The sequence below is a fragment of the Streptomyces sp. NPDC002835 genome, assembly GCF_053591995.1.
The window spans coordinates 52,857-63,743 of the sequence record NZ_JBSFUW010000024.1 but is presented as its reverse complement, the minus strand read 5'-3'; the positions used below and the strand labels follow the sequence as shown (position 1 = coordinate 63,743).

Annotated in this window: 14 protein-coding genes; 7 read left to right on the top strand and 7 right to left on the bottom strand. The window is 71.5% G+C overall.

Features of this window, described 5'->3' with window-relative positions:
• The 5 genes from ACWD01_RS24160 to ACWD01_RS24140 all read left to right on the top strand — a co-directional run.
• Window positions 1-452, top strand: a 452-nt coding sequence (locus ACWD01_RS24160) for a hypothetical protein (RefSeq protein WP_451164874.1), incomplete at its 5' end; no start/stop codon positions are given.
• Window positions 453-543: 91 nt separating this feature from the next.
• Complete coding sequence (locus ACWD01_RS24155; RefSeq protein ID WP_451164873.1) at window positions 544-1,266, top strand: class F sortase; 723 nt, start codon at window positions 544-546, stop codon at window positions 1,264-1,266.
• A 24-nt stretch (window positions 1,267-1,290) separates the two neighbouring features.
• On the top strand, window positions 1,291-2,235 hold the full coding sequence (locus tag ACWD01_RS24150; RefSeq protein WP_451164872.1) for a nucleoside hydrolase: 945 nt from the start codon (window positions 1,291-1,293) through the stop codon (window positions 2,233-2,235).
• Between the two features lie 160 nt (window positions 2,236-2,395).
• Window positions 2,396-3,085, top strand: a complete 690-nt coding sequence (locus tag ACWD01_RS24145; RefSeq protein WP_451164871.1) for a class F sortase — start codon at window positions 2,396-2,398, stop codon at window positions 3,083-3,085.
• An 89-nt stretch (window positions 3,086-3,174) separates the two neighbouring features.
• Entirely contained in the window at window positions 3,175-3,525 is a 351-nt protein-coding gene (locus tag ACWD01_RS24140; RefSeq protein WP_451164870.1) for a PRC-barrel domain containing protein, read from the top strand.
• A 27-nt stretch (window positions 3,526-3,552) separates the two neighbouring features.
• On the opposite strand, the gene ACWD01_RS24135 is transcribed toward ACWD01_RS24140, so the two are convergent.
• Window positions 3,553-3,768 (bottom strand): DUF6381 family protein, encoded by a 216-nt coding sequence (locus ACWD01_RS24135; protein ID WP_451164869.1) that lies wholly within the window; start codon window positions 3,766-3,768, stop codon window positions 3,553-3,555.
• A gap of 282 nt (window positions 3,769-4,050) precedes the next feature.
• Between ACWD01_RS24135 and ACWD01_RS24130 the strand changes: the two genes are divergently transcribed.
• Window positions 4,051-4,530 carry an SSI family serine proteinase inhibitor gene (locus ACWD01_RS24130; RefSeq protein WP_451164868.1) on the top strand — a complete coding sequence of 160 codons (480 nt, stop codon included), beginning with the start codon at window positions 4,051-4,053 and terminating at the stop codon, window positions 4,528-4,530.
• Between the two features lie 27 nt (window positions 4,531-4,557).
• Here the strand turns inward: ACWD01_RS24130 and ACWD01_RS24125 are convergent, their stop codons facing one another.
• The 5 genes from ACWD01_RS24125 to ACWD01_RS24105 form a co-directional block, all read right to left on the bottom strand.
• A complete protein-coding gene (locus ACWD01_RS24125) occupies window positions 4,558-4,716 on the bottom strand; it encodes a hypothetical protein (protein ID WP_451164867.1) in 159 nt (52 codons plus the stop codon).
• A gap of 93 nt (window positions 4,717-4,809) precedes the next feature.
• Entirely contained in the window at window positions 4,810-5,763 is a 954-nt protein-coding gene (locus ACWD01_RS24120; protein WP_451164866.1) for a cytochrome c oxidase assembly protein, read from the bottom strand.
• A gap of 141 nt (window positions 5,764-5,904) precedes the next feature.
• A complete protein-coding gene (locus ACWD01_RS24115; RefSeq protein ID WP_356898846.1) occupies window positions 5,905-6,930 on the bottom strand; it encodes a 6-phosphofructokinase in 1,026 nt (341 codons plus the stop codon).
• A gap of 186 nt (window positions 6,931-7,116) precedes the next feature.
• Complete coding sequence (locus tag ACWD01_RS24110) at window positions 7,117-7,845, bottom strand: type 1 glutamine amidotransferase (RefSeq protein ID WP_451164865.1); 729 nt, start codon at window positions 7,843-7,845, stop codon at window positions 7,117-7,119.
• 29 nt (window positions 7,846-7,874) lie between these two features.
• On the bottom strand, window positions 7,875-9,113 hold the full coding sequence (locus tag ACWD01_RS24105; RefSeq protein WP_356898844.1) for a MurT ligase domain-containing protein: 1,239 nt from the start codon (window positions 9,111-9,113) through the stop codon (window positions 7,875-7,877).
• Window positions 9,114-9,262: 149 nt separating this feature from the next.
• Between ACWD01_RS24105 and def the strand changes: the two genes are divergently transcribed.
• Window positions 9,263-9,826, top strand: coding sequence for a peptide deformylase (gene def, locus ACWD01_RS24100; protein ID WP_451164864.1), 564 nt, complete (start codon window positions 9,263-9,265; stop codon window positions 9,824-9,826).
• 374 nt (window positions 9,827-10,200) lie between these two features.
• Here the strand turns inward: def and ACWD01_RS24095 are convergent, their stop codons facing one another.
• On the bottom strand, window positions 10,201-10,836 hold the full coding sequence (locus ACWD01_RS24095; protein ID WP_451164863.1) for a TetR family transcriptional regulator: 636 nt from the start codon (window positions 10,834-10,836) through the stop codon (window positions 10,201-10,203).
• Between the last annotated feature and the right edge of the window lie 51 nt (window positions 10,837-10,887).

Below are 10,887 nucleotides of genomic sequence, written 5' to 3'. Positions count from 1 at the left end.
AGTACAAGGACGAGTACAAGGGCAAGGACAAGGGTGGTAAGCCGCACGGTGGTATGCACACCGGTGGCGGTGCTCTGGCCTCGGTCTCGGAGGACCACAAGGACTGGGACAAGGACGAGCACAAGGACAAGGACGAGTACAAGGGCAAGGACAAGGGTGGTAAGCCGCACGGTGGTATGCACACCGGCGGCGGCGCGCTCGCCACGGTCACCAACGACGACTGGGACAAGGACAAGGACGAGTCGGGCAAGTCCGAGAAGTCGGAGGGCTGGAAGGGCGAGAAGTCGGAGGGCTGGAAGGGTGAGAAGCCCAGCGGCGGCATGCACACCGGTGGCGGCGGCCTTGCCTCCTCCGGCAGTGGCATGGCGGCGGGGAGCCTGCTCCTCCTCGGCGGCCTCGGCGCCGGTGCCTACATGCTGCGCCGGCGTAGCGCGAACGGCTCCGCGGCCTGATCGCGCCCACTCGCGGTGAACGTGACTGCGGCCGCTGCCTGGCACAGGCGGCGGCCGCAGCTTCGACAGCTAGGTGAAAAGGACTGGCCGCATGACTCTTCGTCCGACCGACCCCTCAGGAGCCTCGTGGATCGCCGGCGTTTCCCGTCGTGCGGTGCCGTTGTTGCTGTGGCTGCTGGCGCTCGCCGTGCTGGCGCTGACTCTGGTCAACACCGTCGCGGCGCCACCCGCCTCTGCGCCGGGCAAGGCCGGCGACGGGCCCCGGTCCGCCGCGCCGGCGCCGGTGGCCGGCCCGTCGGAGGCGCCGAAGCCGTCCGAGGCGTCCAAACCTCCCAAGCCGTCGGATCCAGCACTGCCGCGCTCGGCCCCGACACGGCTGCTCATTCCGCAGATCGGCGTCGACGCGCCCTTCACCGACCTGGCCATCGGGCCCTCCGGCGCTCTGGACGCACCGCCCCAGGATGATGTGAACCTCGTCGGCTGGTTCGCCGCCGGCGTGTCCCCGGGCGAACACGGCACCAGCATCATCGCCGGTCACGTCGACACCGTCACCTCGCCAGCGGTCTTCGCCGAGCTGAGCGAACTCAAGGCGGGCCACCGATTCCACGTCCGGCGGAAGGACGGCACGACGGCCACATTCGTCGTCGACGCCGTCGAGAGCTTCCACAAGGACACCTTCCCGAACGAGCGGGTCTACGCGGACACCCCGGACGCCCAGGTGCGGCTCATCACCTGCAGCGGCAGATACGACCGCAAGGCCAAGGACTACACCGAGAACCTGGTCGTATTCGCCCACCTCGACGCCCCGAAGTGATTTACCGCGTGATCGGACAGTGCCGTGCCCGTACCCGTCGTCCTCGACTGCGATCCCGGGCACGACGACGCGCTCGCCATCATGCTGGCCGCCGCGGACCCGGCGATCGACCTGCTCGCGATCACCACCGTGGCGGGGAACCAGACCCTCGAGCGGACGACCCTGAACGCTCGCCGGATCTGCACCGTCGCCGGCATCACCGGGGTGCCGATCGCCGCGGGCTGTGCGCGGCCGCTCGCGCAGCCGCTCCTGGTCGCGGGGGACGTCCACGGCGACTCGGGCCTGGACGGGCCGCGCTTTCCCGAACCGGCCGTGGACGTGGTGCCCGAGCACGCGGTCGACCTCATGCACAGGGTCCTGGCGGAGCACCCGGAGGCGGTCACTGTCGTGCCCACCGGCCCGCTGACCAATGTGGCGCTGCTGCTGACCCGCCACCCCGACAGCGCCCGGCACATCCGCGAGATCGTCCTCATGGGCGGCTCCGCCGGGCGGGGGAACACGACACCCGCCGCCGAGTTCAACATCTACGTCGACCCGGAGGCCGCGGCCATCGTGTTCGGCAGCGGGCTCCCCGTCACGATGTGCGGTCTCGACGTCACCCACCAGGCGCTCGCCACGCCCGACGTGCTGGGCCGCCTCGAGCGCCTGGACACCGGACTGTCGCGCGTCTGCGTCGAGCTGCTGACGTACTTCGCGTCGGCCTACCGCCGGCTGTGGGGGTTCGCCGCCCCTCCGCTGCACGATCCGGTCGCCGTGGCCCGGGTCATCGATCCCGGGATCGTGCGCTGCGTCGAGGCGAACGTGGTCGTCGAACTGCACGGGCAGTACACGCGCGGAGCGACCGTGGTCGACCTCCACCGGTACCTGGACCGGCCGGTGAACGCGCGGGTCGCGGTCGAGCTGGACGTCGAGAGGTTCTGGGACCGGGTGATCGCGGCGGTCGACGTACTCGGCGGGCACGCACCCTGACGCACCGTCAGTACGCCCTCTCGTCGCGTCACTCGTCTCGCTCACAACGTCGTCCGTATGCCGCTCTCCCAGGTGGTGGGGCGGCCGGAACAGCCCGATCGTGAATCTCGTCGCCCTATGTCGTCATGTCGTCATGTCGTCGCCGTGAAAGGTACGCGTCATGGTCCAGCAGCAGTCGGAGAAGCCGCCCGCCACCCGTTCGTTCGGGCGTGCCCTGCTGTGGCCCCTTGCCGCGGTGGCACTGGGCATCCTGCTCATCCACAACTCCGTCGGCGCCCCGTCGGACGCCAAGCCTCTGGCGGGGCCCGTGATCGCGGGCCCCGCCTCACCGGGGCCCGACGCCGCCGCGGCCCCGACCTCGAGGCCCGTCGCGGGGATGACGCTCCCGCGTGCCGAACCGACGCGCCTGATCATCCGGTCCATCGCCGTGGACGCGCCTTTCATGCCGCTGTCCATCGGCGCGTCCGGGCAGCTCGACTCGCCGCCGCCGAACGACGGCAATCTGGTCGGCTGGTTCCAGGAGGGCGTGACGCCGGGAGAGCCGGGCGCCGCGATCGTCGCCGGGCACGTCGACACGAAGACCGGGCCCGGTGTGTTCCTCTATCTCGGTTCGGTCAGGCCCGGCACGCTGGTGGACGTGGCGCGCGAGGACGGTTCGGTCGTCACCTTCGCCGTCGACTCCGTCGAGAGCTTCAGCAAGACCGACTTCCCCGACGACCGGGTCTACGGGGACACCCCGGACCCGCAGCTGCGCCTGATCACCTGCGGCGGCGAGTACGACGAGAAGGCGAAGGACTACAAGGAGAACGTCGTCGTCTTCGCGCACATGGTGGCCGCGCGGCAGGGCTGAGAACGGCCGGTCGGCAGCGGTGTCAGGACCGGGCGCACGGGTACCCGCGCGGACGTGACGGCAGGATCCCGTACAGCGAGGAGGCGACGATGGCAGGCGACATGTGGGGTTACCCGGAGACCGCCCGTTACGCACCTGGGGCGCAGCTCGTCGGGTACTCCGTCGAGGCGTCCGACGGGTCGATCGGGAAGATCGACAAGCACACCGAAGAAGTCGGCCGCTCGTATCTCGTCGTCGACACCGGGCCGTGGATCCTCGGCCGGCGGGTGCTGCTGCCCGCCGGGCTCGTCTCCGAGATCGACACCACGAGCGAGACCGTCCGAGTGGCCTGCACCAAGGCCGAGGTCAAGGACTCGCCGCCGTTCGAGAGCGGCAGGCACGAGGACGACGCGGACTACATCCGGCAGATCGAGAGCCACTACGCCAACCGCCACATGTAGACGGCGGGCGTCAGGCGGACGGGTTCCCTACTGGGGGCCCTCTTCGTCCATGTCGTCCACGTCGAAGCGGTCGCCCCGCTCCCGGCGCAGCTCCGACTCGCTGCGTGACCGCAGCCGCTCCGCGCGGTACCGGAGCCGTTCCGACTGCTCCGGGTCCTCGGCGCGGCGGGCCTGCTCGAACAGCTGCTCCGCCTTGTCGCGGTCGTGCTCCGCGTGGGTGCGATGGCTGTCGTGCTCGTGCATGGCGTCCTCCTGCGGTCCGCGGCGGCTTGCACCGGCCGCGGGTGGCTGACCCCGTCAGGAGCCGACTGCCCGTGCCGCATCGGGGCAAACCAGGCATTCGACGGGGGAACGGGGATGCGGACGGTGGTGTGTGCGGCGGGCGGCGCCGTACGGGCCAAGCGGCGCACCCGTACGCGCTACCGGGCGGCGCGGCGCATTGCGCCGTGCGGTGGCCGGGGAGTGCTCTATGCCTCGCCCCGCTCGTGCCGGCCGAGAGCCGGCCTTCCCCACCAGGAGCACCCGATGCGCCGCAGTGCCGCCCTTGCCGCCGCCACCCTGTTCGCCGTCGCCGTGGCCGTACCCGCCACGGCGTCGTCGGCCTCTCCCGCGCCGGACGCGCCGGGCTCGCCGGGCCGTACCGTACAGATCGCCGCCGCCGACCGGACCGACGCCGTCGACCGCCCGGGGAAGCCGGAGCCGAAGCGCGGGCTGTTCCTGACCGTGTCGGGCGCCGAGAACACCTGGATCCGCGGGGTGCTGCTGCACTGCAGCCCCGTACCCGCGGGGCCCCACCCGGAAGCGGCGGCCGCCTGCGCCGCGCTGGACGCCGCCGGCGGCGACCTGGACCGGCTCCCGGGCGACCGGAACCCGTGCACGAATCAGTACGACCCGGTCACGGTCAGTGCCACCGGCGCCTGGCGGGGACGTCCGACCGCCTGGCACAAGACCTTCGCCAACGCCTGCGAACTCGCCGTGCACACCGGAGCGGTCTTCCGCTTCTGACCGGCGCGGGGCGGCCCGGACGCGGCCTCAGGTGCCCTTGGAGGCGACCACCCCGATCGTCACCATTCCGAGTACCACCCAGCCGAACCAGAGCCAGCCGTTGCTGCCGAGTGCCGCTGTGTACGCCGTCACGGCCACCAGGGACGCGACGGTCAGCACTCCCATCGTCTTCGTGGAACCGGACATGAGTGCCCTCCTTCGGCGGCGGGAGCCGTCGAGGACCATCGTCGCCCCTGTACGGGCCCCGGCGCTACCGCCCGGGGGCAAGCCGGCCGCCGGCTACCGGCTGCGGGCCTGGAGCGAGGCGAGATAGGCGTTGTACGCCTCGAGCTCCTTGTCGCCGTCCCGGTCCGCCGCCCGGTCCCTGCGCTTGGCCAGCCGCTGGTCGGAGCGGTACCACTGGAAGACCAGCGCGATCAGCACCAGCACGGACGGGATCTCGCTGAACGCCCAGGCGATGCCGCCCGCCGCGTTCTGGTCGGAGAGCGCGTCGATCCCGAGAGAGGCCGGCGGGTCGCGGTAGGCGCTGACCATCGGCTCCGTGGCCATCATCAGCGCGATGCCGAAGAAGGCGTGGAACGGCATCCCGGCGAACAGCTCCAGCATCCGCATCACATAGCCAGGCCGGTGCGGCCCCGGGTCCACCCCCATGATCGGCCAGAAGAACACCAGGCCGACCGCGAGGAAGTGGACCATCATCGCGAGGTGCCCGGGCTTCGAGTCCATCAGGAAGTCGAACAGCGGCGTGAAGTACAGCCCGTACAGGCTGGCGATGAACAGCGGGATGGTGAACGCCGGGTGCGTGACGATCCGCATGTAGTGGCTGTGCAGCAGCATCAGCAGCACCTCGCGGGGCCCCTTGCCGCCCCGGCGGGCCGCGACGGGCAGCGCGCGCAGCGCGAGCGTGATCGGCGCGCCCAGCAGCAGCAGGATCGGCGACAGCATGCTGATCACCATGTGCTGCACCATGTGCACGCTGAACATGACCATGCCGTAGTCGTTGAGCTTGGTGCACATCATCAGCGCGATGCTCAGCACCCCGGCGGCGAACCACACCGTGCGGCTCACCGCCCAGTCGTCGCCGCGGCGGCGCAGCCGCACGACGCCCCAGCCGTACAGGCCGAGCGCGAGGAGGCAGCCGACGAGGAAGAAGACGTCCGGTGAGAATTCGAGGCCCCGCCCCAGCGTGAACGGCGGCAGATCCATCGTCATGCCGTGCCCGCTGTGATCCATCTGTCTACTCCCGGGGGCTGCCTCGTCCGCGCCGACGATCCGTACCGGCGATTCGCGCGGGTTGTCCGCTTGCTCGCACCAGAGTAGAACCGCCCCCGGCCGCGACTGCGACCGGGGGCGGTTCGTGCGGATCCGGGCGGATCAGAGGACCGTCTCGGCCTCTTCGTACCGGTCCTCGGGCACCGTCTTCAGCGTCTGGGTGGCCTCGGCGAGCGGCACCATCGTGATGTCGGTGCCGCGCAGCGCGGTCATCATGCCGAACTCGCCGCGGTGCGCGGCCTCCACCGCGTGCCACCCGAACCGGGTCGCCAGCACCCGGTCGTAGGCGGTGGGCGTGCCGCCGCGCTGGACGTGGCCGAGGATCACCGGGCGGGCCTCCTTGCCGAGCCGCTCCTCCAGCTCGACGGAGAGCTGGCGGGCCACACCCGCGAAGCGCTCGTGGCCGTAGACGTCCTTGCCGCCCTCGTCCCACCGCATCGTGCCCTCGCGGGGCTTGGCGCCCTCGGCGACGACCACGATCGCGAACCGCTTGCCGGCCTCGAACCGGGCGCCGACGCGCTTCGTCAGCTCCGCGATGTCGAACGGGCGCTCCGGCACCACGATCGCGTGCGCGCCGGCCGCCATGCCCGAGTGCAGCGCGATCCAGCCGGTGTGCCGGCCCATGACCTCGACGATCAGGACCCGCTGGTGCGACTCGGCGGTCGTCTTCAGCCGGTCCAGCGCCTCCGTGGCCACGCCGACGGCCGTGTCGAAGCCGAAGGTGACGTCGGTGGAGGAGATGTCGTTGTCGATCGTCTTGGGGACGCCGACGATCGGGAGCCCGCTGTCGGAGAGCAGCCGGGCCGCCTTGAGGGTGCCCTCACCGCCGATCGGGATGATGGCGTCCAGGCCGAGGTCGGCCACATGGCCCCTGGCCCGCTCCACACCGTCGCGCAGATGCGCGGGCTGGACCCGGGAGGAGCCGAGGATGGTGCCGCCGCGGGCGAGGATGCCGCCCACCGCGTCGAGGTCGAGCTTGCGGTAGTCGCACTCCAGGAGGCCCTTCCAGCCGTCGTGGAAGCCGATGACCTCGTCACCGTGGTCGACTACGGCGCGGTGCACGACGGAACGGATGACAGCGTTCAGACCGGGGCAGTCGCCGCCGGAAGTGAGCACACCAATGCGCATTGCCCGAAAACCTTTACAACGTGGGCGGACTCCCGGACCACGTCGTCCGGTCGGTTCCGTGTCACCCTACCGGCGCACGGCGGAGGTTCCGAAACGGGCGTCCGCCTGGTGGGACCGCGCCGCGGCCCCCTCGCTCAGTTGAGCGAGGGGGCCGCGAAATGGGTGCTCGGGTGAGCGGAAAGACCGTCAGGCGGGCTGCGTCGCGGCCGTGATCCGCTCCGCGCGCAGCGCCTCGTACCACCGGTCGTCGGTCGGCGGCAGCGCGTTCACGTCGAGGGCCAGCTTCAGCAGCAGATCGGCGATCTGCGGGTTGCGGGCCATGACGGGGCCGTGCATGTACGTGCCGAAGACGGTCTCGTTGTACGCGCCCTCCGTGCCGTCGCCCGTGCCGTTGCCCCGGCCGAGGATGGTGCGGGCGAACGGGCGGGCCGACGGGCCGAGATGGGTGATCCCCTGGTGGTTCTCGAAGCCCGTCAGCTGCGGCAGGCCCAAGTGCGGGTCGATGTCCGCCAGTACGTCGCCGACGCAGCGCTCGCCCTCGCCGCGGGTGGAGACCACGTCGATCAGCCCGAGACCGGGCTCGCGCTCACCGAGGTCGTTGATGAACTCGTGGCCGAGGATCTGGTAGCCCGCGCACACCGAGAAGATGATGGCGCCGTTCGACGCCGCCCGGCTCAGACCGCCGTCGCGGCGCAGCCGCTCCGCTGCGAGGCGCTGCGGACGGTCCTCGCCGCCGCCGATCAGATAGATGTCACCGGACGTCGGCACCGGCTGGTCGCTACGCACGTCGATCCGCATCACATCGAGGCCGCGCTGCCGGGCACGGCGCTCGACGACGAGGGCGTTGCCCTGGTCGCCGTAGGTGCTGAGCAGATCCGGGTAGACCCACACCAGACGCAGGCTGCTGTCACTCATTCTCATCAGTCCTCTTCGTCCGTCCGCCGTCAGTTGCCGACGCGGCGGCGCACGTCCTGGAAGGCGGTGTAGTTGGCGATCAGCTCGATCCGGCCGGGCGGGGCGCTCTGCACCGCCTCGTCGACCGACTCGCACACCCGGAAGTCCAGCCCCGCGACCTCGAGCCGGACCGCGAGGTCCAGCCTGCGGTCGCCGATCACCATGATCGGGTGCCCGGCGAGCCGGGTGTAGTCGACGTCCCACAGCCAGGAGGTGTCCGTGCCGTCCGCGCCGCGGGCGTTCACGGAAAGGATCACCGGCGTCGGCGGGGGGTCGATCAGCGAGAACGTCTCCAGCCAGCCGGCCGGGTTCTTCGCCAGCAGCAGCCGCACGTCGCGGCCGAGGAACGAGACCACGTCGTACCGGCCGGCCACGGCCTGCACCTGGTACATGCGCTCCAGGGCGACCTGCGGCGGCACGCCGAAGCTGGCGGCCACGGCGGCGGAGGTCGCGGCGTTGGCCTTGTTGGCGCGGCCCGGCAGCTGGAGGTGGATCGGCCAGGCCGAACCGTGCGGGTCGATGACGTGGTCACCGCTGAGCACCCAGCTCGGGGCGGGGCGGCGGAAGCCGCACTCGGCGCAGAACCAGTCGTCGCCGGGGCGCTGCATCACACCGCCGCAGGACGGGCAGGACCAGGCGTCGTCCTTCCACTCCTGGCCGGCCGCCACCCACACCACGTTGGGCGAGGACGACGCGGCCCACACCACGAGCGGGTCGTCCGCGTTGGCGATGATCATCGCCTTCGAACCGGACAGGCCCTCACGCCACTTCTCGGCCAGCATCCGGGTCTCCGCCGCGCGGTCCAGCTGGTCGCGCGAGAGGTTCAGCAGCGCGATCGCCTTCGGCGTCACATCCCTCGCCACACCGGCGAGGTACTTCTCGTCGACCTCGATCACACCGAACCGGGCGTCAGAGCCGCCGGCCAGCGCCGAGGTGATGCCCGCGGGCATGTTCGCACCGAGCGCGTTCGACACGACCGGGCCGCTGGCGCGCAGCGCCTCCGCGATGAGCCGGGTCGTCGTGGTCTTGCCGTTGGTCGCAGAGACGAGGACCACGTCCAGGTGCTGCGCCAGCCTCTTCAGCAGATCGGGGTCGAGCTTGAGCGCCACCCGGCCGCCGATCACCGATCCGCTGCCTCGCCCGGCGGCGCGGGACACCGCTGCTGCGGCCTTGCCCGCCGTCACGGCCAGCTTGGCTCGCGGCGTCAGGGGCTCCGAGTTGCCTGACATCGTCCTTGATCCTCCTTGCGTCGGTCCGGACTCAGCCTATCCAGCTCCGGCGGGCCGCCCGTACCGCGGCACCGTCGGGAAACGTGGAGGTCACGGGCGAAGCCGAGCGCGGGGTACGGGGACCATACGGGGAACGTACGCTGGACGCCATGCGAAACCGGTTGATCCCAGGCAGTACTGGACGCGTCAGGCCCATGAGCCTGCTCGCGGACCCGGTCCTGCACGCGCCCTGCGAACCCGTCACAGACTTCGGTCCCGCTCTCGCGGAACTCGTCGAGGACCTGTTCGCGACGATGTACGCGGCGCAGGGTGTCGGTCTCGCCGCGAATCAGGTCGGTGTCGGGCTCCAGGTCTTCGTCTACGACTGCCCCGACGACGAGGACGTCCGCCACCTCGGACACCTCGTCAACCCCCGGCTGGTCGCCGCGGACGGGGTCACCGTCCGCGGACCCGAGGGCTGCCTGTCCCTGCCGGGCCTGGAGGCGGGCACGGAGCGCCACGACCGGGCGGTGGTCGAGGGCGTGACCCTCACCGGCGAGCCGGTCCGGGTGGAGGGCACGGGCTTCTTCGCGCGCTGCCTGCAGCACGAGTACGACCATCTGCAGGGCCTGGTCTACGCCGACCGGCTGCCCCGGTGGCGCCGCGCGAGGCTCGGGCGGGCGGCGCGGAAGGCGCCGTGGGGGACGGGGGAGCGGGTGGCGCGGCTGCTGTGACGTTGCCTTGGGGGGCGGGTGGGTGGCGCCTGCGGCGGGCTTGTTCCCCTACCCTCCCCCTGCGGCCTGGCGGCCGCGGGGGGACCCCCACCTTCACGCAACCGGGGCAAGCCCCGGACCCCGTACCGCGCTTCGCGCGGTGGCCTCAAACGCCGGCCGGGCTGGAAATGCCGCTGCGCGGCAACCCAGCCAGCCGGGCAAACCTGACCTCGCTGCGCGAAACAGGGACGCCGACGGAGGCAACTCAAGCCTCGCCGGCGTTTGAGGCGCGGGGTTCGGGGCGGAGCCCCGACATGACGGGCCGGCTCCCGGGCCCACCAGTGCTCAAGCCGCCAGACCCGGCACGGGACCGGTACGTTCCAGCCCGGCCCGGGCTAGAAGCCCGGGCCCCCCACGCGGTCCTTGACCGCGAAGAGGCGGCCGCACAGAAGGTCCGTCAAGGCTTCGACCAACTCCGCGCGTGAGCACGGGCGTTCGCCGAGCCACCAGTCGCCCGCCGCGTGCATCATGCCGACGATGCCGTGGCCCCAGACGCGGGCCACGAGGTCGCCGGAGGGGCCCAGATCGACGCGTTCGGCGATCACGTTGCCGAGTTCCTCGCCGAGGCGGCGCAGGAGCGGGGCCGAGTGGCGGCCCACGTCGAAGCCCGCCTCTGAGGAGTGGCTGTCCTCCGCCGGGTGCATCAGGAAGCGGTACACCTGAGGGCGTGCCTCGATCGCGGCGAGGTACGTGTCGAGCGTGCCCGCGACCCGCTCGCGGCGGTCGACGTCCGCGTCGACGGCCCCCTGAAGGGCCCTCAGCAGCGCGTCGGTGTGGCGCTTGGCCAGCGCACGGTAGAGCCCGCTCTTGTCGCCGAAGTGCCGGTAGAGGATGGGCTTGGTGATGCCGGCCTCGGCGGCGATGGCGTTCATGGAGGCGTGGGGGCCGTCCCGGAGCACTACCCGGTCGGCGGCTTCCAGGAGTTCCCGGCGCCGCTGGTGTGCCGACCGCTGCTGTTGTGTGGTCTCCATGTGCTTCTCCCCGCCCGGATGATTGCGTGACGCCTGCGCAACGTAACACTC

Coding starts and splice junctions, on each gene's coding strand:
- ACWD01_RS24115 (WP_356898846.1), bottom strand. CDS start 6,930: ATGCGCATTGGTGTGCTCACTTCCGGCGGCGACTGCCCCGGTCTGAAC.
- ACWD01_RS24120 (WP_451164866.1), bottom strand. CDS start 5,763: ATGGATCACAGCGGGCACGGCATGACGATGGATCTGCCGCCGTTCACG.
- ACWD01_RS24130 (WP_451164868.1), top strand. CDS start 4,051: ATGCGCCGCAGTGCCGCCCTTGCCGCCGCCACCCTGTTCGCCGTCGCC.
- ACWD01_RS24095 (WP_451164863.1), bottom strand. CDS start 10,836: ATGGAGACCACACAACAGCAGCGGTCGGCACACCAGCGGCGCCGGGAA.
- ACWD01_RS24105 (WP_356898844.1), bottom strand. CDS start 9,113: ATGTCAGGCAACTCGGAGCCCCTGACGCCGCGAGCCAAGCTGGCCGTG.
- ACWD01_RS24140 (WP_451164870.1), top strand. CDS start 3,175: ATGGCAGGCGACATGTGGGGTTACCCGGAGACCGCCCGTTACGCACCT.
- def (WP_451164864.1), top strand. CDS start 9,263: ATGCGAAACCGGTTGATCCCAGGCAGTACTGGACGCGTCAGGCCCATG.
- ACWD01_RS24125 (WP_451164867.1), bottom strand. CDS start 4,716: ATGTCCGGTTCCACGAAGACGATGGGAGTGCTGACCGTCGCGTCCCTG.
- ACWD01_RS24135 (WP_451164869.1), bottom strand. CDS start 3,768: ATGCACGAGCACGACAGCCATCGCACCCACGCGGAGCACGACCGCGAC.
- ACWD01_RS24110 (WP_451164865.1), bottom strand. CDS start 7,845: ATGAGTGACAGCAGCCTGCGTCTGGTGTGGGTCTACCCGGATCTGCTC.
- ACWD01_RS24155 (WP_451164873.1), top strand. CDS start 544: ATGACTCTTCGTCCGACCGACCCCTCAGGAGCCTCGTGGATCGCCGGC.
- ACWD01_RS24145 (WP_451164871.1), top strand. CDS start 2,396: ATGGTCCAGCAGCAGTCGGAGAAGCCGCCCGCCACCCGTTCGTTCGGG.